This window comes from Scytonema hankhaensis NUACC26 (assembly GCF_045865695.1).
Taxonomy (GTDB): domain Bacteria; phylum Cyanobacteriota; class Cyanobacteriia; order Cyanobacteriales; family Nostocaceae; genus Scytonema.
In genome coordinates this window covers 1-21,817 of the sequence record NZ_BAACAP010000245.1, presented here as the reverse complement: position 1 = coordinate 21,817, position 21,817 = coordinate 1, and the positions used below count along the sequence as shown (strand labels likewise).

The following is a 21,817-nucleotide window of genomic DNA, read 5'->3' as shown; positions in this document are numbered from 1 at the left end:
CTAATTATAGCATTTTTTGTTGAACACATTGCAGACTAATTCCTTATTATACTTATTTTTGTATAAACATATGTTTAAATTATTTAAAGGTAATAAGTAGGTGGGCGGAAAAAACAGAACTATGTTACCAATTAAAAAGATGTTTGATACCCTTGCCAATAACAAAAGACAAATGACTAATGACGCTCCTAGAGCGTTGAATCAAGCACCTGGGTTAAAATAGTCCAAAAGGCGATCGCCTGAATCAGCACGAATCAAGGCAACAACAATATCAGGTAAAGCTGCTAAGTTGGGATAAATTAGATAGCGCGGTTCCCAACGAGGATGGAACTTATCCTTATACATATGCAATCCTTGGAAATTGTAAAACCTTTCCAAATGGCTGTATAGATAGTGTAAAACTTTTTCTAATCGTCGCGATTCTTGTGTTTTCCCCACTCCTGCAAGAGCCGAAAGACCTATGTTAAATCCATCATAACCTTGCTCTTTGTAGTGCTGAAACATCGAAATAAATAGAAAGTCCATTGTTCCATGCTCAGCAGACTTTTTATATCGCATTAGATCGAGAGTTATTTCATTGAGTTGATACTCTGACAATATATTGGCAAAAGCAACTATTTCACCTTGGGAAGATAAAACTGCAGCTATTTCGCATTGTCGCAAATAATCCTCATCAAACCAACCTAAAGAAAATTTCTTTTCTGAACCTTGTACCATTTGCAGCCATTCATCGCTAATTAATTTCAACTGCTGTAGTACGTTAGAAGAAATTGGCGGTTGGAAAAACTTAACTTCGTAGCCTAGCTTTGTCATGCGATTAACTGCAGTTCTTAGGTTTTTTCCTGCTTTTCCTTGTAAGGTAAAGCTATGAAGCTCGACTATTGCCTCTTCTCCTATCTTTAATACTTGAAATCCTAAAGATTTATAAAGGTCTATGTTATCGGGCAAAATTTGGTAAAAAGCTGGATACCAATCATTTTGTTGGCAAAAGATTTGAAAACTCGTAATGACTTCTTGGCAATCTTCAGGTGGTCCAATTGGATCTCCTAAAGCAATCACACCACGTCCTTTGGGAACATATGCGATCGCACTCTGACCAGAAGGGCTGAAAAAGTAACTTTTATCGCTTAATAATGTCAATGCTGCTAAAGAAGAACGTCCATATTTTTCCACAATTTCACGTGCTTGTTGCCGTTCTCTCAAGGTAGCAGTCTCCCTAAGAAAAACAGGTCTTAACAGCATAAACAACGCATATGCGATCGTACTTGCAGCAATAATATAGATAGAATCGGTAAAAAACTCTCCAAATGGAGTTTTTGGTTGCAATCCTGCATTATCTTCTGTAAAAAACATTGCTAGAGTTTGACCAACGGCTCCACTCCAGTTAAAGTTTTCCGAAAATTTACCATCTAGTAAGTAAAACCCGATAGTTCCATATGCTAAGGTAAATAGTAACGCACCAATCAAGACTTTTATACCCTGTGCTATGCATGGGCGATCCGAGCGTGCTTTGAAAAGATGGCGCATCAAAAGTAATTGTACTAACAGGACTCCCGATAGAAGGCTTTCTTCATAGTCCAATCCCTTAATTAAATGGCTGACTATGGAAATCACAAGTAAACCAATCGTCAGCAACCATGCAATACGTTTTCGTCGCAATAAGTTAGTGGCAAGTGTCAGCAAAATAAATCCAGTTAGAGCAGCAAATATATGACCGCTAGCACGAATATCAAAGGGAAAAAATTCTTTTAACCAGTGAGTGCGATCGTTCAGATTAGGTGTCACTGCTGACACTAAATTGACCACTCCGACTAAACCTGTCAGGATCGCTGCACTCCAAAGTCCAATCCGATTTTTTAAGTCAGTAGTCATTGTTGGTTGTTAGTGGTTAGTGGTTTAAACTGTTCCCCTACATAAGATAGCGAATCTTTGAGATGCTTGTGAAAATAGTTCCAACCGATATCTGCACCAGATAAGCCATGCCCTCCAGGAAAGGCATAAAATACATTTTGTATACCCAATTTATTTAAAGTTACATGAAAAGCCTCAGTAGAAGCAAGTAAATCGGTGTCATTTTGCCCTGCATCAAGATAAATCCTTAATTTCTTTCGCTCTTGAATCGGTAACTGTTGCACAATTTGCTGCGGGCTATTTTGCGGGCCGCTATCATCGGTAAAATATCCGCTATGACTAAACAAAATGTTAAAATTATTGAGATGGCGTAACCCAATATTAAACGCTCCCCATCCTCCAGAAGACAAACCTCCTATTGCCCATAACTCAGGCTTTTCTATAGTCCGGTAGCGAGACTTGACAACTTGTACGAGTTCCGAACCAATCAAAGTCCCCACTTTACCATTGGGTCCATCATAATAATCGGGGTCAAACAAAGGGCTGGAACCCCGTTTATCATTTCCATCTGGTGTAATCACGATTGATGGGGGTAGTTTCTTATTTTTATAGAGTTCGTGTAAGACATTAAAGATGGCGTATTTATCATAGTAAGCACGAGCATCATCATGACCTCCATGTAGCAGGAATATTACTGGATAACGCTTTTGGGATTTTTGTGATAGTCTGGCGGTAAAATCGCGCCGTACTGTCTGACTGTCCCCATCGCTTGACTGTTAAAAGTTTCTAACTGAAACTTCAGTCCAGTATGCGCCTGTTCTTGTGGTGGATCGAATTGTGGCGCACCCAAGATAAACACATACCAGTAACCGACTCCAGTGAGAATAGCCAGCGAACTTGTAATGCCGATTAATACTTTGGATAATTTCATGGTTTTTTGAAACCTAAATTATCAGCTGCATGTTGTATTTCTAAAATTTTAAACTGTTCCCCTACAAATGTTAAAGAATCTGCTAAATGTTCGCGCCAGTAGCTCCATGTATGGCTTCCAGGAAACTGTCGAAAGACATTATAGATTTTTTCTTGGCTTAAAACTTGACTAAATTTTTGAGCTTCATCAAGTTCTTCATCAGATTTACCTGTATCTAAATATATCCGTATGCGTTTTTGAGCTTGAGGTGAAATAGTTTTGATGTAAGAGATGGGGCTGTTTTGCGGTCCACTTTTATCCCGAAAGTAACCACTATGACTGAATAAAATTGAGAAATTATCTAAGTTATGCAATCCCACATTCACTGCACCCCAACCGCCGGAAGATAATCCACCTATTGCCCAGAAATTTGGGGTTGGTAGTGTACGATAACGGTCTTTAACAACTTTCACGAGTTCGTCTCCAACTGCTGTGGAAACCTGACCGTGAAGACCATCGATATATTGAGGGTCCCAGTAAGGGCTAGAACCACGGCGATCGTTACCATCTGGTGTGATGATGATACTAGGTGGCAACTTCCCTGTTGCGTAAAGTTGCTGTAGTGTCATTAAGGCATTTCCCCTCTTCTCTTTGAACCAATCGTGAGGATCTCCATGTCCGCCGTGAAGGAGAAAGATGACAGGGTATCGCTGATTTGGGTTTTCCTCATAGCCTGGAGGTAGAGCGACGCCGTAGGTACGATTTCCTTCCATCACTTTACTAACATAGGATTCAATTTTATACGTTAAAGGGTTAGCTAAGACATTCGCACTTGGCTGTGGTGGCAAAACTGAAGCTGACTTTTGGGGAATAATCTGTTGGGGTGTCTGTGCTTTGACATCTACTAAGTTACTACAGCTTGCGAGAGCGATAAGCTGGGTACAGCTTGCGCTAAGAGCGAGCGCGGAAACTAGCACTAGAATATTCGTCTGTTTGTAGTTCATAGGGATAAAGAATAAACTTGCTGTTGTAAATAATTTTCAATAGTACGGTTAACTAATTCCGAACACTCTGCCATAACTAAATGACCTGCTTTATCAAAATGCAAGTGAGTAGCGTTGACAAAACATTGTGCTAATTCGTCTCCCATATGGCGCGTAAACATTGGGTCAAGACCTCCAGTAATAATCAAGATAGGAATGTGTAAATTCTTGGGTGAAGGGTAACGTGTCAAGAAGTCGTAACCCCAGAAAATTTCTAGGGCTTTGTATGACTCAAAGTCTTTTGGTGTTGGATTTTCTACAAAAAACTGTTCTATAACGCTGTGGCGATACGTGGTCGATAACCAGTTAGAGATTTCCTGTACTTTAGGCAAATAATAAAGATATCTGCCACCCCAAGCGAAAAACTTCATCAGTGGAATTTCCCACCAAGGCGCTAGGTTGTGAGTTCCGCCTGCGATCGCAATTATGCCACTGACAGAGTTATGTTGAGCAAATTCCAAACCAATTGGAACTCCGTAGCTGTGGCAGCAAAGTATTGGTGAGTGAATGTCAAATCGGTGCAATAATCTTTGTAAATCCCGACGATGCCGCCCAATGGAATAGCGAGAGTAAGGGCTAGACTGTCCGTGTCCGCCCAAGTCGTAAGCGAGAACTGCCCAACCTCCATTTTGAGCGAACTCGTACTGAGAACGAAAGTTGAAGCGGTTACCCGTTCCTCCATGAAGAAAAACGATAGTGGGGGTTCGTCCCAGACTATAGCACACTTGCAAATTTACTCCTTGCCTCAGGTGAATTTTAGAACCAGCTAAGGTATCTTGGAAAGAGTCATGGATCATGGGTTATAAAAAATGGTGTTACCACAAGAGCCACACCATTTCAGTAAATGAACTCTTCAACAATAGGTCAAGAAAGTGAAGAAGTCGGAAACACTGCAAGATGCGCTCTAAGCGATCGCGACTATTGCAGAATAAATAACATCAAGGCTCTGTTTTATGCTCAAAAAACTCCAATTCAACTTTAGTTCGTTATTCAGCTTACTGCTTTTAGTTGTCTGCCTGTGGGCGATTAGTAACGAACTTCGCGAGTATAATTACCACGATCTATTCCTTACCTTAGCAAAAATACCCAAACAACGCTTAAGTGGGTCGATTTTTTTGACTGCTTTGGGCTATCTAGTTATGGTTGGCTACGACCTCTTAGGGTTTAGCTATATTGGTCGTTCCCTGAGTTGGACAAAAGTTGCTTTTACAAACTTTATTAGCTCTACTTTCAGTAATACCATAGGTTTTGCACTGCTAACTGGTAGTGCAGTTCGTTATCGTTTCTATTCATCCTGGGGAATATCAGCATTTGCCATTGCTCAAGTTATTGCCTTTGCCAATTTTACTTTTTGGTTAGGGATGTTTGCGGTTGCTGGGATCGTGTTCCTAACTAATCCTCTGAAAGTTCCCTCTCAATTGCATTTACCTTTTTTAACTGTGCGTCCTGTCGGTATTCTCTTCTTACTACTGGTAGGTGTCTACTTGTTGGCAAGTCTCTTTATTAAACAACCAATCCGCGTGCGCTTGCAAGAGTTTCGCTTTCCATCTTTAAGGATATCCTTAACACAAATAATTGTTTCTAGCTGTGACTGGATTTTAGCAGCAGCAGTTCTTTACATATTGCTTCCTCCCAATATAGCATTGTCCTATTTAGATTTTTTAGGTATCTATTTACTAGCTATGTTTGCTGGTGTTGTCAGTAATGTTCCCGGTGGTTTAGGAGTTTTTGAAACGGTTATTTTGTTATTGTTATCTTATAGAGCATCTGCCGTATCAATTCTAGGATCAATGCTTGCTTATAGAGGAGTTTACTATTTCTTGCCATTACTTTTAGCAGGGGGAATGCTGGGATTTTATGCGCTTAGACATAGCACTAAAACATTATCAAATAAAAGTAATAACTAAGACAATATTTTCGAGCGCTAGGGATAGGAGGGCTTACAAAAACGGATTTACTATAAACTAGTAGTTTAGAGAATTGTGTATGTTTAAGACACTGCCAGACCAATATGTCCAAGTTGGTCAAATTAACACGCGATACTGGGCTGTAGGCGAGAAGGGAACAACCGTCATTTTGCTCCACGGAATCGGCAGTAGCATAGAGACCTGGATGTATAATATCAGTGTCTTAGCACAACACCATCGTGTTTACGCTATTGATTTAGTAGGTGCTGGTCGTTCCGATAAGCCACCAACAACCTATTCGCTAACCTACTTAGCCGAGTTCGTCAAAGATTTTATGGATACAATGAACATAGAGTCTGCTTGCCTAGTCGGAAGCTCATTGGGTGGCGGCGTTGTCTTACAATTTGCACTGAATTTCCCTCAAAAAGTAGAGAAGTTAGTTCTGGTGAGCAGCTTGGGATTGGGTCAAGAAATCACACTTTCGCTTCGGTTGGCAACGTTACCTTTTGTTGACAAATTGTTTAAGCCAAGTCGAATTGGCACAGCTTTGCTATTGAAGCAATCTGTCTTCGATCCAACGGTTATTACCAATGAGTGGATTGAATTCTACTACCAAATTGCTACTCTTCCTAGGGCATGGGAAACACTTGTAAAACTCATCAATACAAACATCGATTTGTTTGGTGTTCGGACTGAAATTTATCATACGATTATCGATAAATTGGCTACCATCACTGCGCCAACACTTGTGCTATGGGGGCGACAGGATCGCATACTTCCGATTGCTCATGCTTATGTGGCTATCAAAGGTTTGCCAAATGCCAATTTACATATTTTCGACTCCTGCGGTCATTGGTCTCAAGTTGAACATTCAGCGGAGTTTAATCGTTTAATTTTGGAGTTTTTAGCTAATTAAGGTCTTGCAATAGCCCTATGACAACTAGAATTTAATCTCTGGAAGCAGGAACTGGTGCGATCGGTTCCTGCTTGGAATCAATTGGCTTGAGACCGAACAGAAATCTCATGATATTGTTTCGCCTAATGAATAACTCATATAGGGCGATAGTCGCAATTAGGGACGTAGTGCTGATAATCCAAAATTTCTCCATCACGCCTGCATTCCAATGCACAACATAGAAACCAAATGTTACGAGGACGGTCTGGTGAAGTAGATAAAATGGATAAGCAGCAGCGCTTGCGTATTGTAGTAGGTTGCTACTGAAATTCAAGTACCTTCGACCTAACCCTACAACGGCAACAATCCAAAACCAGGAGTCAAACCCCCGCAGTAATTGGTACAAGATGTATCCCAGAGAGTAGCCTCGCTCTGGCAGGATGCCAGTCTCCCAACAGCCAAAAAGAGCTAGCATAGAAGAAACCGCCAAAACTAAAGCGATTGTGAGATGCTTATCTATAGCCTGTCCAAATCTGGCGTTAGAAGGAATGAGGTAGCCGTAAATAAAGTACAAAAGGTATAAACAGAAGTTTGCCCAGTCGTCATAAAGATTCTGGAAACCAGGCCATCTCGGTCGCAAACTGGCTTCAATGGCAGCTAAGGGTAGAGCAAGCAGTAAGATTGCTCCAGGTTTTTCTATATTAGCTAAGAGCTTTGCAAGTAAATGAGAGCCTGCCCCTTTTAAATTTAAAAAGAGCGGTAGGGCAAGCAATGAAAAGACGAAGAGATAGATTACAAACCATAGATGACCCCACTCAAAATTACCGTGAGGACGAATGCCATTAAAAAATTGTGGATAGAATTGCACGTAAGAGTCTTGGTAGCTCGGGTTGCTTAGAAGTCGGTAGTAAACCATAGGCGGAACAAGCACGCCTGTACCAAACAGGAATGGAATGAACAGCCTCTGAAATCGCTCCTGCACATACTCATTAGCTGACCGAAATGACAGTGCAAACCAACTGCCAGCTCCTGACAACAGGAAAAAGATCTGCATATGCCACTGATGGACGAATAAGATAAAGCAACTCATCCCATGACTCAACTGGTCGTTCTTGATGTAAAATTCACCAAGTTCACCATTATAAAAGATGGCTGCCGTATGGAAATAAAGTAGGAGCAGCACTGCTAGAACTCTCAGCCAATCAAATTCGTAGCATCTTTCGGGTTGATTTTTCCCTCGTGGACACTTTACTTGTTCCATATTTGCTACACTTCCAAATGTTCATAGTCGATAGTTCATAATTACAAATTACCAATTACGAAGATTATTGACCTGGTTTTATGCCTGCAATATTGAGTTGGATACGATAAAGACTGGTGGTTGCGGTAATGTAGAGTGACTTATAGTCGCGATCGCCCCATGCTACATTGGTAGAAACCTCTGGCACGTTAATCTTACCCAAGAGTTTTCCAGAGGGTGAAAAAACCCATACACCGCCTGAACCCGTACTATAAACGTTACCTTGCACATCTACTTTCATTCCATCCGGGTCACCCTGTTTACTAGAGTCTTTTTGTTCTGCAAAAATTCGCCCGTTTTCTAGAGTCCCATTGAGCTTGACATCAAAGACACGAATGTGACTTTTTTCCGTGTCATTGACATACAGCTTTTTCTCATCCGGCGAAAAGGTAATTCCATTGGGGCGTACAAAATCTTTTACAAGCAGAGTTAGCTTTCCATCTGGTGTAAGACGATAGACACCATAAAAACCTAATTCCTCCTGCTCTTTACCAATACCATAGGGAGGGTCAGTGAAGTAAATACTTCCATCTGATTTCACAACCACATCGTTTGGACTATTGAGGCGTTTACCCTTATAATGACTTGCAAGGGTAGTAACCTTACCTTCTTTTTCAATGCGAGATACACGACGACCGCTATGTTCGGCTGTAATTACCCGTCCTTCTTTGTCTAATGTATTACCATTCGCATTACCAGAAGGACGACGAAATATCTCTGCTTTTTTATTTGGCATCCACTTGTAAATGCTATTTTCAGGAATGTCGCTAAATAGTAAAAAGCCTTGTGGATGCCAAAGAGGTCCTTCTGTAAATTTAAAGCCAGTTGCTACTTTTTCTACCTGTGCGTTGAGATTAAGAATCGCTTGCAGACTTTGCTTTCTATTTATATAGCTTGGTTTTACTGAAGTCTTGTTGAAAAGAGATTTCACAGATTGCAACTCTAAAGAACTCTTTGCTTCACTCAAGTGGTTTTTTGATGCTGCAAATAATGCAGTTAAGGTTAGGCTACATAAAGCAACCTTAAATATGGTATCTGTTAGATTTCTCAAAAACATCTCAAATCTGTATGAGTCAATAGTTTGCAGGGTTTTAAGTGGATAATTTTTCTTCCAAAAAAAATCCTTACGATCGAGAAATATACTTCTACGACACAGATATAGCATATTTCGGGGTAAACTAAATCTAGGTAAAGCTATGCAATACATAGAAATGTCATTAATTGCTGGTGTCATCCAAACTGGTTACTGCTGTTAGAGCATTGTCGTTTAATTGGTTTAAACTTCCAGCCATTGGAGAGTGAGCGTACCCACTACCCCTGTAGGTAATACTCACACTCTTAAAATATCCTCTAATGATTCTGTTTACTCTAGAGGTAGTTTATGATAGAAAAAACAACGCGACGAAATTTCCTGCTAACCAGTGTTGCAGTTGCTAGCGGTATTGTAGGAGCTAATACTTTGGAAACTGATACATCCAATGCTGCTACACCAGCAACAATGCCAGAACGAGTTCTCGGACGTACAGGAGTTAGCGTCCCTGTCTTTGGTTTGGGAGGAGCATCTGCTAAATCGCCTCTATCTAAAGAAGGAAAAGAGAAGGAGGCGATCGCGATCGTCGAAAAAGCATTAGAATTGGGTATCCGTTACTTTGATACGGCTGCAAGTTATGGATCGAGCGAAGTTTATTTAGGTAAAGTTTTACCGCCTCATCGTTCCAAAATATTTTTAGCAAGTAAGACTTATGAAAAAGATCGGGATGGAGTGTGGCGAGAATTAGAGCGATCGCTAAAACGTCTCAAGACAGATTATCTCGATCTATGGCAGCTACATAGTGTAGCTTTTCCCGAACAATTAAAAACTATTTTTGGTAAATCCGGGGGAATTCAAGCATTAGAAGAAGCTCAACAGCAGAAACTCGTGCGATTTGTTGGTATTACAGGACATCGAGAACCAGATGTTATGCTTGAAGCTTTGCGCCGTTACTCCTTCCACACTGCCTTAATCCCTGTGAATGCGGTAGAGAAACACCATCCGCGTCCGTATTTTCCCACAATCTTGTCAGAAACTCAGAAACAAAACATAGGTGTCATTGCTATGAAAGTACCTGCATATGGAAAGTTATTTCAAGCAGGTGGTTTGACAAGTATGTTGCAAGCTATGAGTTACACTTTGTCTCAACCCGGAGTGCATTGTTGCATCATTTCCGCAGATAATGTTAGACAGTTGGAAGACAACGTTAACGCTGCACGCATTGTTCGGCAATTGACTGACGAGCAACTTATAGCTATGGAGCAACGTACTGCCAAAATTTGGCAAGATACTACATTTTACCGAGCTTGGGGTTAGTAAAAAATAAAAAACTTGCACGGAATGAAATAAGCTCTGAAATTTGCGTCTCTTTTGACTTTAAGGGGAACGCCTGTAATACAAAACTGTACGATGCTCTAATGGTAAGTGATTAGCTCCCACTGCTAGTTTTAATTCATCTGTCATTGCTGCTTCTGATGACGACGCTGAATAATCTCTACCAGTTGCTCATCTGATTCAAGAGGCTTAGCATTTGCTGCTATCCGGTCAGATAACTCGTAGAAAGCTTCGTCGTCATTTCGGTGCGCTAAAACGTATTGTCTTAGCTCGGCTTTACTCATCGTCTTGAAATTCGGCTTCGTCATACGCTACTTTTCCTTGCTTTGTTACTATTATCTCAAGCTCGCTACCTGCCAAAATTATTAGCCTCCCTGTCCTTTGGTCTACTCGAACCAGATTGATTGGGATGTACATATTTGTTAGCAAGTAACTTAACCTGAAGAGTTCGTCTTTTTGTTCAGGTGTTGGTTCCATCGTTGAATCGTTTTCTTGAGTCTTTTCCTAGGATTGACTATTCGCTAACAACAGCCCCTAGTAGGTGCTTCAGTCGATACCCGATTTTGTTCCAAAAAGCTAGAGTAAGCTTGTTCGTCCCCACCAAATGAGTCAAGTGATACCTGACGTTCTGGCATTGGTTTAAGTGGTGCATTGATGGGTGAGTATTTGCAATGACAAATTCCGATCGCGTCAAACTCCCCCATGGGAATATCTGGCGTATACGTTTCTACTTTTGTCACTTCCCAATCGCTAGGGCGATAATGAGTTTTAGCTTCTGGATAATGTTCGTCAACAAACTGCTGTACTCGGATAAATTCTGGCAAGCGATCGCCCGGTTCGGGTAATGGTTCATCCGAGCAGTCGTAATGTTCAGCTAAGTTTTTGGTTAAAGAACCCGTGTGAGCATACTTTCGTTCTTGCCAACCAGGTTGGCGTTTTTGGGCGCGGAAAACAATCCATCTACGCATCATTATCCCCCTCAATCTCATAGTAAGACTTTGGAAATTCAGTTTTTCCATCAAACACACAGTCAACAGGCAGAGTGCTATTACCTGTTTCCTCTACATCTTCATCTTGTTTTAATTAATGCTAGAAACGAGAGATTCTAAGTGCCGCACGCTCGCCAGTCCCAATCCCAATCCGCCAAATTTTCGGGTTGTTGCTGCATCTGCTTGACGGAAGTAGTCAAACACATAGGGAAGAAAATCAGGTGCAATCCCCTGTCCGGTATCCCTAACCGTAATTTGGGCGGACGAGCCAAAGCATTCTAATCGAATATTGACGTGTCCTCCTTGGGGGGTAAATTTCACTGCATTGGAGAGGAGATTCCAAATCACTTGCTGTAATCGAGTGGAATCACCCCAAACCAATCCGATATCCGATGTAAGGCTTGCTTCTATTTGAATGGACTTGGCTTCTGCTGCCAGCCGTACCGCTAGCCGAAAAACTAACACAGACCACGCCAAAAAAACCTCCTGAATGAGGCTTTTTTCATGGCAACAAAACGTTCACTATCAAGACAGCGCTACTAATCCACAGCAGAATACTGATAGGTGCTGCAAATAAAATTCCCGCAATAGCCCAGCTTCTTTGGTATTCCTTAAAGTGTTGAATACTTCGCCAATGTCTACTTTTCCAAGCCCATTCATTTCCCTTTATACCAAGTGTAATAGACATTGGAAAACCTACTATTGGTAGAAAACAGAGCAATCCACTCCAGACGCGATTTTGCCACAACCAAAACCAAGGCACTAAAAAAGCACCCCAGTTCCAACCTTTGATGGCTTCGGGTACTTTTTCGACACGATTTTTCAGACCGCATCCAGAATTATTTCTAATCTCTTGAATGGGCAAATCTTGGTCTTGTAAAATTAAACCAGAATTGAGTACATCCAGTGCTTGACGAGCTGTTACGAAGCGATTTTCTGGTGCTGGTTCGGTCATTTTCTGCAACCAACTTGTAAAACTCGGACTCAAGCTAACGCGTTCGCGTAGCGGCTGCTTTGCAGCATCGCTAAACTGAATCTTTAAATTGCTTTGGGGTAGATCGGATGGAGAAACTCCAGTCAGCAAATGAATCAATGACGCCCCCAACGCATATAAATCTGATGCAGGAACTGCTCTACCGCCAAATTGCTCCATAGGCGCATATCCATAAGTTCCTACTACAGTGAAAGTCGCTCCCTCTGTTGAGGTTTTGTCTTGAACTGCACCGAAATCAACCAAATAGATTTTACCAGTTTCACCCCAAATTAGATTACTCGGCTTGATATCGCGATGCAGTACTACTGGATAGAGTTCGTGTAATTCTGTGAGAATATCTAAGACTTGAACAGCAATTTCTTTGACTTGGATTTCTGTAAATCGTTTGCCTAGAACTAGCGATTCTTTCAGGGATTCACCAGGAATGTATTCTTGTACTAAGCAATACCAGAGAGTGCGTTCGCGTAGCGGCTGCTTTGCAGCATCGCCAATACAAAAATCATCAATATACTTTGGAATTTGGGGATGATGTAGATTTTGGAGTACTTGTGCTTCCCTCTCAAAAAGTTTTAAATCATCCCATTGTACAGTTTCACTAAAAGCAAGACATTTGACGACCACTTGCTTTTTTTCCACGTCCGAAGCTTGTAAATCCAATGCAAGCCACGTTTGGCGAACCCCATTGCTACCAAGTTGGCGTTGGAGTTGGTAACGATTCTGTAACACTTGTTCTACTTGCAGCATCTAACACCTGCTTATCACCAGCTTGATTTTTTTAATCTAGCTATAAGTTCTCAGGATTTCATCTACCCTCCCGTTTAGTTGTTCTGTCATAAGCCAACCGCTACCTATGAAAGCAAGAGAGCGTTTAGTATATGTCTTGTTTTCAATGCTAAAACAGCACTTGACAACCTTCTTTTGTATTACATATACTACAAATAAAGCCCTGCTTCAGGAGGTTACCAATGACACAGGATAAATTACATAAGCGTTTAATTACAGATCCACCCTTTTATTAGATTGCTCCATTGAACTCTTCTATGAGTGCCGACTACAGCGGAACGTTTGAAGCTCACATCACTATCCGTGCAGAGTCACTAGCCACTCTACAACTCTTTCAACAGATTTGTCAGCAGTTAAATGTTAAATGCGTTCTCATAGAATTACCGAACGGCGTCACGCGATCGCAACCGATGACAGCATCCTATCATCGGGGAACCCTAACTCAAGTTTGGACACAAGTACACAACCTTGCTCAACGAATTTGCCTAGCAGGTTTTCACGTGACTCGTATCAAAATTGAGGCAATGCTGTACAACCAAGATATTCCGATAACAGATAGCGAAGTCTTGCGGCATCCGGTAACTAATTACTTCGAGTTTCATATCAAAGCGCTACTTTCAAAAGAGACTGATTTGGAAGCTTTGCGACATCATTGTGCTGCATTTGGCGCACATCTGTCTGTGAATGCCTTCAAGCTGAATCCTAACGGGCAGCATCACCACCGATTCATTACGTTGCGAGTGTATGGACTGGGACGGCGTTCGGCTCAAGCCCGCTTTCAGGAACTACTGGCATCGCTACGCGCACGGCACATTTCGGTAGTGCAACCTCAACAAGAATACACCGTTTATGACAGCAACTTAGAGCTTGATGCTGGCTGGTTGATACACTCACCCGTGGAAACCAAAGGAGGTAAAGCTGATGAAGCTTATTGAAACAATTTCTCAGACGAGCGATCGCCCTCTTGATGAAATCCTAACTTATCACCTCTTGGAAAGTCTTTTACGTCGGGTTGCCTACTCTGCTCACGCAAAAGACTTGGTTCTTCGCGGCGGAATGCTGACGCGGTTGTGGGTTCCTCTAGGGTATCGCATTGCTGTTGATGTCGATTTTGTAGGGCTATATCCGTTCGGAATTGAGTCAACCGAGCAGCGCTTTCGGGAGTTGCTTGCTACCGATGGTTTTACCGATGGGGTTGTCTTTCATCTCGAATCTCTGGAATCTCAGGGTATTTGGATGCAAGACCCCTTTCCCGGTGTTCGCCTGTGTCTGGATGCTTCAGTGCTGGACTACCGTCAACGGCTGCAAATCGATGTGGGCTTTAACGATCCGCTCGTTCCAGAACAACAATGGATTCAATACCCAACTCTAGTTCCAGCAGAACCCGTTAAACTCCAAGCCGCTCGACCCGAACTCATGGCAGGTTGGAAACTTCACGGTTTGATCGAGCTAGGAGCCAAACGCTGGCGTGGGAAGGATCTTTATGACTTGATGTTACTAGCAACATTAGTGCCCCTGGATAAGGCATTATTGCCAGAAGCAATAAGGGTAGCATTTAGCAGCCACAATGCAGACCTTCAGGAACTGCAGATAATTCTGACCAACCCTCATTGGTGGAATACAGGTAAAAATCGCCGTAACTGGAGATACTACTGCCGTAAAGTTCCTACACAGATTATGCCTGAGAATTTCCTGAGTATAGTAACAACAGTCATTGGTTACTGGGAACCAATTATTAACAACCTGTGTCACTACGAGGACGCCACAAATGCTCTTGACGAGAGCGATCGAGGCTAACTTAGATTTTGTTCATCTGGCGTTTGTGCATCGTGAATCGTTTGGTCAAATTGCACAATCAGCCCTGGAGTCGGGTGATGTTTTAGACTACCATTAAGAGGTCATTTGTAAAGTCGATCTTAAAGCACCAAACGTAATACATTAGACATCTCCAGAAATTAATTATGCATTACCTGAAAGTCCCTGTAGGGGCGCAAGGCATTGCGCCCCTACGTCTTTTCCACCAGATGTCTATTACGTAGTTGGGTTGAGGAACGAAACCCAACCTACTTTATAAATTATCTCTAAGCATAAACCTTTCTGTAATAAGCTTGATACTCCTCGGATAGCAGAGGCTCCCACCAATCGCGATGGGTAAGATACCATTCCACTGTCAGACGCAAACCTTCTGCAATAGTTACCGAAGGTGTCCAACCCAATTGGGTTTTAATTTTAGTTGCGTCTATAGCATATCTCCGGTCATGCCCCAGTCTATCTTTAACAAAAGTAATCAATTGCTCTGATGGATGCACGGGTAACTTAGGTGCTAATTCATTCATAAATTGACATAACATTTGCACGAGATTGATATTTTCTACCTCATTGTTACCACCAATGTTATAAGTTTCACCTGGTTTTCCAGAATGAATAACGACATCTAAAGCTTGACAGTGATCCCCAACATAAAGCCAATCCCGCACGTTTTTTCCATCGCCGTAAACTGGTAATGGTTTACCCATAAGAGCATTGATACACATTAGAGGAATCAGCTTTTCTGGAAACTGATAAGGACCGTAGTTATTAGAGCAATTTGTAATAATTGTTGGTAACTTGTAAGTATGGTGATAGGCACGTACTAAATGGTCGCTTCCGGCTTTAGATGCTGAATAAGGGCTGTTGGGAGCATAAGGTGTAGTTTCCGTAAAAGCGGGATCTGTGGGACTCAAACTACCATAAACCTCATCCGTGGAAACGTGCAGAAAACGATAATCCATTGGCTGACCCTTTCCTTCCCAATGCAGGCGAAAAGCGTCTAATAAAGTAAAAGTTCCCACCACATTTGTTTCTACAAACGCACCCGGTCCTAAAATTGACCTGTCAACATGGGATTCAGCTGCAAAATGGACAATGGTGTCTATGTTTTCTACTTGTAACAACTCCGTTATGAGAGTGCGTTCGCCCTTGGCGCAAGCCGTACCCGGCTTATCGCAAATATTTCCCTCTACAAAACGAAAATTCTCCTGTTCCTCAACTGACTGCAAATTACGAAGATTTCCCGCATAAGTGAGAGCATCCAACACCACCACGCGGTCATTTGGATAAACCTTCAACCAGTGATGTACAAAATTCGAGCCAATAAACCCCGCACCACCAGTGACCAACAACCGACGACTCATCAAACCCCTCACTCCTCTGTGTGTATTCTAGTCAAGTTTATTCCATTTCTTCCAACAAACGTTGCAAAGCCACCCTCATTTCTTCAGGCGTTGTCGTTGTCGTTCCAAACTGCCGCACTACAATACTAGCCGCTAAGTTACCCAAAACAGCCGCTTCCCAAATTGACGCCCCTGCAGTTAAACCCAGAGTTAATCCAGCCACCACAGTATCGCCAGCACCCGTTACATCAAACACTTCTGTTCTATTAAAAGCTGGAATGTCATCTTTACTACCATCATCATTAAACAACGTCATCCCCTGTTCCCCACGGGTAATCAAGATATGCTTGGCGTCAGTCAATTCCAACAAATCCTTTCCTGCTCGATCTAAAGTAGACTCATCAGTAATGGCATAGCCTACTGCCAGTTCCGCTTCTGGTAAATTGGGAGTAAATAACATGGCTCCACGATACCGTTTCAATTGCTTTTGAGCATCAACAACAGTCCGGGATGCAGAAAGTGCTGCTGAAATTACGGGCTGAGTCAAAGTTCCATCACCATAATCAGAACAAACCACGGCATCTACTGTATGAATATGTTTTTGAATATACTCAGCTAATTGTAACTGTAAATCCATACTCGGTAAATCTTCTGACTTCCGGTCAATCCGGACTATTTGCTGAGTCACAGATTGACGGGAATGCCCAGAAATTCTTGTCTTCGTGACTGTCGGACGATGCTCGTCAATAAAAATCCCGTCCGTCTCGATCCCGGCTGCTTCGAGCAAACCTTGCAGCGCCCTCCCTTGTTCGTCTTTACCCAAAAGCCCTACAGCAAGAACTTGCCCTCCTAAACGAGCGAAATTATACACAGCATTTGCCCCACCTCCCGGTACTTGCTTGGTGGTTTCATGACGGAGAATTAACACGGGGGCTTCACGAGAGACTCTTTCTACTTGACCGGTTAGAAACTCGTCTAAAGTCAAATCTCCGACAATGAGTACCCTCGCCCCTGCAAAATTATTTATCAAATCAAAAAGGCGATCGCTAACAGCACGCAATTTAGAAGTAAATTTGGGGTTTAGAGAAATATCAGTCATATATAACGTAATTATAGAATCTTTACAGGAACCATGTTAGTCAAATTGCGCTCCCAAAGCCTTTAGTGTCGCTAACTGAGCTGAAGTTAAACCGGTAACGCCAGTAATGTTCATTCCCTCGTAAGGTCTTGGAATAAACATTTGTTTACACTTACCCGTTAACACATCCCACAGTTCAATCGTCTCACCATCGCTGACACAAGCTAGAGTATGACCTTGTGGACTCCAAGCGACTGGCAAAAACCCAGATGTGTTTTTCTGCCTTTTTTGCAGACACTGTCCTGTTTTTACATCCCACAGCCTAATTGTAGAGTCGAGACTGCCAGTAGCTATCTTCTGTCCATCCCCACTAAAGGCGACTGACCAAACGATCGCGTTGGTGTCTGCGCGTACAGTTCTCAGGCAATGTCCGGTTTTCACATCCCACAATTTGAGTGTAGAATCAGCACTCCCTGTGGCAATTTGACCATCCGGACTAAACTTGACTGAAAATACAGTAGCTTGATGTTCTGATAAAACAGCTAAGCACTCTCCTGTTGCAACATCCCAAAGTCTGACGGTACTATCTGTACTACCGCTAGCAAGTATATTGCCTTCTGGACTAAATGCCACCGAATAAACTGCACTGAGATGTCCCCGGAAAATTTGCCGGAGTTCACCTGTCGCTACATCCCATAACCAAACCTGTTCTTTATCGCTTCCATCCGCCAAGCCGATACCATCACAACCCGCCGCCAGAAGTTGACTGTCAGGACTAAACGCTACACACCAGACTTCCCTACCAGGGGTTTCAAAGGTTTTTAAACATTTACCTTCAGCGACATCCCACAATTTCGCCGTTTGGTCTTCACTACCACTGGCAACAAGTGTACCATTAGGACTAAAGGCAACTGACCATATCCAGTGGGTATGTCCGCGCAGCGAAAGGTAACAAGAGCCTGTACTGATATCCCAGCAACGTATAATACCGTCATCACTGCCACTGAGGAGAGTTTGTCCATTTGGGCTAAAGGCAATTGCTCTTATCCAATTAGCATATCCTTGCCAAGTTTTGCGACTTAAACCTCTGCGACAGTCCCATAATTTGACAGTTTGGTCATCACAGCCAGTCGCAAGGGTACAACTATCAGGACTGAAAGCAACTGAGGTCACTTCACCTTTATATCCCAACAAAACTTTAGTGCATATTTTTGTATCCACATCCCAAAGTCTCACCGTTTTGTCTACACTTGCACTAGCGATAAGACGACCATCACGGCTGTAGGCGATCGCCAATATCCTACTCGTATGTCCCGCAAAAACTTGGCAACACTCACCTGTTTTGACATCCCACAATCTGACAGTTGCATCTGAACTACCAGTGGCTATAAAGTTCCCATCTGGGCAGAAGGCAAAAGCTAGTATTTTGCTACCATCTACCTGAAACGCTTGACAGCAATTGCCTGTTGAGATATCCAAAATTTGGAGAATGTAGTTTTCATTAATACGAGCGATCGCACCTCCAGGCGGACTAAAGGCAATTGTTAACTTTCCTGTCGTTTGTCCTGGTAAAATTTTGGTACATTCTCCGGAGCTGACATCCCAGATTCGCAGAGTATTGTCAAAACTATTACTGGCAATCTTACAACCATCCTTGCTCAAAGCCACTGCCAGCACCCAATGGCTATGTCCTTGCAATATTTTACAACACTTTCCCTCACTAACATCCCAGATTTTCACAGTATGGTCAGTGCTGCCACTCACTAGAAATTCCCCATCTGGACTGAAAGCAACTAATCCTAAGAGCTTACCTGCGCCTCCCTCAAAAATCATACTATTTTGAGCATCTGCAATTCGCCACAAGCGAATCTTGCCATCCGAATCGCCTATTGCTAAAAGTTTTCCGTCAGGATTAAATGTCACGCAGTTTACATAGCTAAACTGTTGAGTGAATACAGATTTAGATAAATCAGCATTCTGCAAGTTGGTTTTATGCAAATTCACTGATTGTAAATCAGCTTGCCAAATTGATAGATTGGAAAAGTCCCAACCGCTAAAATCAATTGGAATTTGACGCAGAATATTAATAACATTTCCACCTGCATAACTGGCTAATGAAAGTTTCTCTCGTAGTTTTACCACTAGTCTTTGAAAATGTTTTTCTAAATTAGCTTTACTTTTAAAGACTCGAATAAGCTGCTGAATAATCGGTTGAATAATTAAACGAACTTCCGTTTCTTTGATATAGTCAAACGCCGTCGCTTTCAGCAAAGCATGAGTGAGAAACAGATTTAAATTTAAATGAATAACTTCTTCACATATTAAATCTATAAATTGTTCAGTAACATACTCCATAACCACTGGCTGGAGAGTGAAACCATCTGTCTTGTTTTCTATGAGAGAACGCCGTTTTAAAGATTGTAGTGAATCTAATAATTTAGCAGGTTTGACAGGTGAGAGAAGATCCTCGTGTAATTGGTTCAAAGAAACTGGTTTGCGGTTAATTGCTAACCAATACATAATTTCTTTTTCTAAAATTGATAACCGATGAAATTGCTGGTCTAATAAATCTTGAATATCTCCAAAAACAACAGTTCCTTGAGCTAAAAATTCTGAAATATTGCTGGCAAAGAGTTCTTGAATTGAGTTAGCAATAATTTTTAATGCAAGAGGGTTTCCACGATAGCGTTGAATCAGTTCTTGCAACTCAGCTTCTGAACCAAAGAAAATTTCTTTATCGTTAAAAATTGCTTTGACTTCTGCTGTTTTTAGTCCTTGTATCTGTAACGTCTTGACAGGGTGATTTGTACCAGCCAGCAAGGCAATTTCTTTAGGTTGTTCGCGAGATGTGAGTATCAAGCAGCTTTGATGAGAGACTTCTCCCACAATTTTAAATAACTCATTATAACCAGAATACCCTGCTCGATATTGTCCAGTAATTTCTCCGCTTTGCAAGATAGTTTCTACATTATCAAGTACTAACAAACAGCGGTGTTTTTGGAGATAATAAAGTAGTCGTGAGGCTCTCTCACTTTCAGATGGTAAATCAGTTTCTTGTTGATTGGAAAGGAATTGTAGCAAGTCGGCGAAAATTTGTTTGGCTGGTGGAGCATTACGCAGGGTGCGCCAAATAACAAATTCAAACTGCTTGCAAAGCAATTGCGCTAACTTCACAGCAAGAGCAGTTTTACCAATACCGCCGATACCTAATAGTGCTACCAGACGAGAGCGTTCTTTAACAATCCAGTATTCTAGCTTGGCTAGTTCATCATTGCGTCCATAAAAAGCTGATACATCTATCGCTTCACCCCAATCTGTGCGAGTCGGAACTTTGGATTTTTGCTCTTTGAGTGCTGGACTCCAAAAGGTGTAGTCGCTGTTTTCTAACTCCAAATTAAAAGCTTGAAAGAAGCGCAAAAGTGTTTGTTTGTCAACTCCTGCTTCACGATTGAAAACTTTAGTAATTGTCAGAGGGACTAAACCTGTGCGCTCGCTCAGTTCTTCCAGAGTAAACCGATTGCCATCATTTTCCTCCAATTCCCACAACTGTCTTGTTTCAAGGAGTTTGTTCAATCCTTGATGAGTCAGGATAACACCGCGTTTGCGTCTTGACTTTTGTTCTGCCATGTCCGGCTGTTTAAGTATTTTCCCTAAATTTTAAGAGGATCGCCAGCCCAAAACTTAACTTTTATCTTTAAAACTTTAATCTTTAATGGTCAAGCTCGAGCATCATTGGCAGACTTTAACTAAAGTCGTCCCAGAAGAGCGAATATGAAACACCTGTATCAAAGCGCGGTATCAAGCTTGTTGTCTGCAACCGTGGTGCTTGGTATGCTGAGCAGTGTGAAAGCAGTAACACTGGCTGGCAACTCAGACACAACACAGTATCTATCTGCTACAACATATACCAACTCCATCGATGCGAATCTAGCGCAGAAACTGCAAACAGTTCTAGACAAGAATGTTGAAAGTCCCTTTTTTAACAACAGGGTAGTTAATTCTACGCTGGCGCGTTTGTTCTGGTCTCCACCTTGGAGATTTTCCGCGTGGTTTTGGAGATTTGGCTGGTGTGCTAATCCAACGAAGAGACTCTATACAGTCAGCGTGCAACGGGATTGTTAGACCGTATCTCACAGATCGCTTATAATTAATGTATTTTCGTAGGTCTGGGAGTTATAACCATGTCTCTCGCTGAGTTAATTCCATTGGTGAACAATCTGAACCAGTCAGACAAATTATCACTCTTCAAACTCCTAGCCGCACAAATTCCAGACGCTGAACTACAAGTCATCTTTGCGGCGTCAGAGTATCCGATTTGGTCGCCCTACGACGCAACGGAAGCTGCCAACATTCTGATGCAGATGATTCAGGATGACCAAGAGGCATCCACTCATGCCTAGTACAATCGAGTTCCCCTTTTCTGACGATGAAGCATTACCCACGATTCCTATCATTCTGAGTCACGCAGGTGTTTCCGTCTCTGGGGATGCACTGCTAGATACTGGGTCTACGGTCAATCTGTTACCTTATGATATTGGGCTGCAATTGGG

General features: G+C 42.1%; 19 protein-coding genes and 2 pseudogenes. 7 read left to right on the top strand and 14 right to left on the bottom strand.

The window, feature by feature from the left end; translation table 11 throughout:
• Positions 1-201: 201 nt before the first annotated feature.
• From ACKTT2_RS42945 to ACKTT2_RS42930, 4 genes and pseudogenes are all read right to left on the bottom strand, one after another.
• Positions 202-1,872, bottom strand: coding sequence for a phosphatidylglycerol lysyltransferase domain-containing protein (locus tag ACKTT2_RS42945; RefSeq protein ID WP_407898119.1), 1,671 nt, complete (start codon positions 1,870-1,872; stop codon positions 202-204).
• Positions 1,869-2,782: pseudogene (locus ACKTT2_RS42940) on the bottom strand (alpha/beta hydrolase). The gene ACKTT2_RS42945 and the pseudogene ACKTT2_RS42940 overlap by 4 nt, the downstream one beginning before the upstream one ends.
• Positions 2,779-3,765 carry an alpha/beta hydrolase gene (locus tag ACKTT2_RS42935; protein WP_407898117.1) on the bottom strand — a complete coding sequence of 329 codons (987 nt, stop codon included), beginning with the start codon at positions 3,763-3,765 and terminating at the stop codon, positions 2,779-2,781. Before ACKTT2_RS42935 ends, ACKTT2_RS42940 begins: the two are co-directional and overlap by 4 nt.
• A complete protein-coding gene (locus tag ACKTT2_RS42930) occupies positions 3,762-4,601 on the bottom strand; it encodes an alpha/beta fold hydrolase (protein ID WP_407898115.1) in 840 nt (279 codons plus the stop codon). The genes ACKTT2_RS42935 and ACKTT2_RS42930 overlap by 4 nt, the downstream gene beginning before the upstream one ends.
• Positions 4,602-4,757: 156 nt before the next feature.
• Here ACKTT2_RS42930 and ACKTT2_RS42925 point away from each other — a divergent pair, with 156 nt between their 5' ends.
• Entirely contained in the window at positions 4,758-5,711 is a 954-nt protein-coding gene (locus ACKTT2_RS42925; RefSeq protein ID WP_407898113.1) for a lysylphosphatidylglycerol synthase domain-containing protein, read from the top strand.
• Positions 5,712-5,790: 79 nt separating this feature from the next.
• Entirely contained in the window at positions 5,791-6,627 is an 837-nt protein-coding gene (locus ACKTT2_RS42920) for an alpha/beta fold hydrolase (RefSeq protein ID WP_407898111.1), read from the top strand.
• 31 nt (positions 6,628-6,658) lie between these two features.
• On the opposite strand, the gene ACKTT2_RS42915 is transcribed toward ACKTT2_RS42920, so the two are convergent.
• Positions 6,659-7,867: an acyltransferase family protein gene (locus tag ACKTT2_RS42915; protein WP_407898109.1), complete on the bottom strand. Its 1,209-nt coding sequence runs from the start codon at positions 7,865-7,867 to the stop codon at positions 6,659-6,661.
• Positions 7,868-7,931: 64 nt separating this feature from the next.
• On the bottom strand, positions 7,932-9,140 hold the full coding sequence (locus tag ACKTT2_RS42910; protein ID WP_407898106.1) for an SMP-30/gluconolactonase/LRE family protein: 1,209 nt from the start codon (positions 9,138-9,140) through the stop codon (positions 7,932-7,934).
• Between the two features lie 147 nt (positions 9,141-9,287).
• On the opposite strand from ACKTT2_RS42910, the gene ACKTT2_RS42905 reads away from it, so the two are divergent.
• Positions 9,288-10,253 carry an aldo/keto reductase gene (locus ACKTT2_RS42905; protein WP_407898104.1) on the top strand — a complete coding sequence of 322 codons (966 nt, stop codon included), beginning with the start codon at positions 9,288-9,290 and terminating at the stop codon, positions 10,251-10,253.
• A gap of 143 nt (positions 10,254-10,396) precedes the next feature.
• Here the strand turns inward: ACKTT2_RS42905 and ACKTT2_RS42900 are convergent, their stop codons facing one another.
• The 5 genes and pseudogenes from ACKTT2_RS42900 to ACKTT2_RS42880 all read right to left on the bottom strand — a co-directional run bounded on the left by ACKTT2_RS42900 (position 10,397) and on the right by ACKTT2_RS42880 (position 12,998).
• On the bottom strand, positions 10,397-10,555 hold the full coding sequence (locus ACKTT2_RS42900; RefSeq protein ID WP_407898102.1) for a DUF6887 family protein: 159 nt from the start codon (positions 10,553-10,555) through the stop codon (positions 10,397-10,399).
• Entirely contained in the window at positions 10,548-10,748 is a 201-nt protein-coding gene (locus tag ACKTT2_RS42895) for a DUF6888 family protein (RefSeq protein ID WP_407898099.1), read from the bottom strand. Before ACKTT2_RS42895 ends, ACKTT2_RS42900 begins: the two co-directional genes overlap by 8 nt.
• A gap of 44 nt (positions 10,749-10,792) precedes the next feature.
• Positions 10,793-11,242 (bottom strand): hypothetical protein, encoded by a 450-nt coding sequence (locus tag ACKTT2_RS42890; protein WP_407898097.1) that lies wholly within the window; start codon positions 11,240-11,242, stop codon positions 10,793-10,795.
• A gap of 126 nt (positions 11,243-11,368) precedes the next feature.
• A pseudogene (locus ACKTT2_RS42885) lies at positions 11,369-11,707 on the bottom strand (sensor histidine kinase); the annotation flags it as partial.
• A 55-nt stretch (positions 11,708-11,762) separates the two neighbouring features.
• Complete coding sequence (locus ACKTT2_RS42880) at positions 11,763-12,998, bottom strand: serine/threonine protein kinase (RefSeq protein WP_407898095.1); 1,236 nt, start codon at positions 12,996-12,998, stop codon at positions 11,763-11,765.
• Between the two features lie 296 nt (positions 12,999-13,294).
• Between ACKTT2_RS42880 and ACKTT2_RS42875 the strand changes: the two genes are divergently transcribed.
• From ACKTT2_RS42875 to ACKTT2_RS42865, 3 genes are read left to right on the top strand one after another with little or no spacing between them, the layout of a single operon-like run.
• Complete coding sequence (locus tag ACKTT2_RS42875; protein WP_407898092.1) at positions 13,295-13,972, top strand: hypothetical protein; 678 nt, start codon at positions 13,295-13,297, stop codon at positions 13,970-13,972.
• On the top strand, positions 13,959-14,834 hold the full coding sequence (locus ACKTT2_RS42870; protein WP_407898090.1) for a nucleotidyl transferase AbiEii/AbiGii toxin family protein: 876 nt from the start codon (positions 13,959-13,961) through the stop codon (positions 14,832-14,834). The genes ACKTT2_RS42875 and ACKTT2_RS42870 overlap by 14 nt, the downstream gene beginning before the upstream one ends.
• Entirely contained in the window at positions 14,806-14,931 is a 126-nt protein-coding gene (locus ACKTT2_RS42865; RefSeq protein ID WP_407898364.1) for a hypothetical protein, read from the top strand. Before ACKTT2_RS42870 ends, ACKTT2_RS42865 begins: the two co-directional genes overlap by 29 nt.
• Before the next feature lie 187 nt (positions 14,932-15,118).
• Here ACKTT2_RS42865 and rfbB read toward each other — a convergent pair whose 3' ends face one another.
• The 3 genes from rfbB to ACKTT2_RS42850 are packed head-to-tail and all read right to left on the bottom strand — an operon-like array spanning position 15,119 to position 20,894.
• On the bottom strand, positions 15,119-16,210 hold the full coding sequence (gene rfbB, locus ACKTT2_RS42860; protein ID WP_407898088.1) for a dTDP-glucose 4,6-dehydratase: 1,092 nt from the start codon (positions 16,208-16,210) through the stop codon (positions 15,119-15,121).
• Positions 16,211-16,247: 37 nt separating this feature from the next.
• Positions 16,248-17,288, bottom strand: a complete 1,041-nt coding sequence (locus ACKTT2_RS42855) for a bifunctional heptose 7-phosphate kinase/heptose 1-phosphate adenyltransferase (protein WP_407898086.1) — start codon at positions 17,286-17,288, stop codon at positions 16,248-16,250.
• Positions 17,289-17,324: 36 nt separating this feature from the next.
• The gene (locus ACKTT2_RS42850; RefSeq protein WP_407898084.1) at positions 17,325-20,894 is read right to left on the bottom strand and encodes a WD40 domain-containing protein; all 3,570 of its coding nucleotides are present in this window, start codon (positions 20,892-20,894) and stop codon (positions 17,325-17,327) included.
• Between the two features lie 554 nt (positions 20,895-21,448).
• On the opposite strand from ACKTT2_RS42850, the gene ACKTT2_RS42845 reads away from it, so the two are divergent.
• Positions 21,449-21,667 carry a hypothetical protein gene (locus tag ACKTT2_RS42845; protein WP_407898082.1) on the top strand — a complete coding sequence of 73 codons (219 nt, stop codon included), beginning with the start codon at positions 21,449-21,451 and terminating at the stop codon, positions 21,665-21,667.
• The last annotated feature ends 150 nt before the right edge of the window (positions 21,668-21,817 follow it).

Coding starts and splice junctions, on each gene's coding strand:
- ACKTT2_RS42945 (WP_407898119.1), bottom strand. CDS start 1,872: ATGACTACTGACTTAAAAAATCGGATTGGACTTTGGAGTGCAGCGATC.
- ACKTT2_RS42935 (WP_407898117.1), bottom strand. CDS start 3,765: ATGAACTACAAACAGACGAATATTCTAGTGCTAGTTTCCGCGCTCGCT.
- ACKTT2_RS42930 (WP_407898115.1), bottom strand. CDS start 4,601: ATGATCCATGACTCTTTCCAAGATACCTTAGCTGGTTCTAAAATTCAC.
- ACKTT2_RS42925 (WP_407898113.1), top strand. CDS start 4,758: ATGCTCAAAAAACTCCAATTCAACTTTAGTTCGTTATTCAGCTTACTG.
- ACKTT2_RS42920 (WP_407898111.1), top strand. CDS start 5,791: ATGTTTAAGACACTGCCAGACCAATATGTCCAAGTTGGTCAAATTAAC.
- ACKTT2_RS42915 (WP_407898109.1), bottom strand. CDS start 7,867: ATGGAACAAGTAAAGTGTCCACGAGGGAAAAATCAACCCGAAAGATGC.
- ACKTT2_RS42910 (WP_407898106.1), bottom strand. CDS start 9,140: ATGACACCAGCAATTAATGACATTTCTATGTATTGCATAGCTTTACCT.
- ACKTT2_RS42905 (WP_407898104.1), top strand. CDS start 9,288: ATGATAGAAAAAACAACGCGACGAAATTTCCTGCTAACCAGTGTTGCA.
- ACKTT2_RS42900 (WP_407898102.1), bottom strand. CDS start 10,555: ATGAGTAAAGCCGAGCTAAGACAATACGTTTTAGCGCACCGAAATGAC.
- ACKTT2_RS42895 (WP_407898099.1), bottom strand. CDS start 10,748: ATGGAACCAACACCTGAACAAAAAGACGAACTCTTCAGGTTAAGTTAC.
- ACKTT2_RS42890 (WP_407898097.1), bottom strand. CDS start 11,242: ATGATGCGTAGATGGATTGTTTTCCGCGCCCAAAAACGCCAACCTGGT.
- ACKTT2_RS42880 (WP_407898095.1), bottom strand. CDS start 12,998: ATGCTGCAAGTAGAACAAGTGTTACAGAATCGTTACCAACTCCAACGC.
- ACKTT2_RS42875 (WP_407898092.1), top strand. CDS start 13,295: ATGAGTGCCGACTACAGCGGAACGTTTGAAGCTCACATCACTATCCGT.
- ACKTT2_RS42870 (WP_407898090.1), top strand. CDS start 13,959: ATGAAGCTTATTGAAACAATTTCTCAGACGAGCGATCGCCCTCTTGAT.
- ACKTT2_RS42865 (WP_407898364.1), top strand. CDS start 14,806: ATGCTCTTGACGAGAGCGATCGAGGCTAACTTAGATTTTGTTCATCTG.
- rfbB (WP_407898088.1), bottom strand. CDS start 16,210: ATGAGTCGTCGGTTGTTGGTCACTGGTGGTGCGGGGTTTATTGGCTCG.
- ACKTT2_RS42855 (WP_407898086.1), bottom strand. CDS start 17,288: ATGACTGATATTTCTCTAAACCCCAAATTTACTTCTAAATTGCGTGCT.
- ACKTT2_RS42850 (WP_407898084.1), bottom strand. CDS start 20,894: ATGGCAGAACAAAAGTCAAGACGCAAACGCGGTGTTATCCTGACTCAT.
- ACKTT2_RS42845 (WP_407898082.1), top strand. CDS start 21,449: ATGTCTCTCGCTGAGTTAATTCCATTGGTGAACAATCTGAACCAGTCA.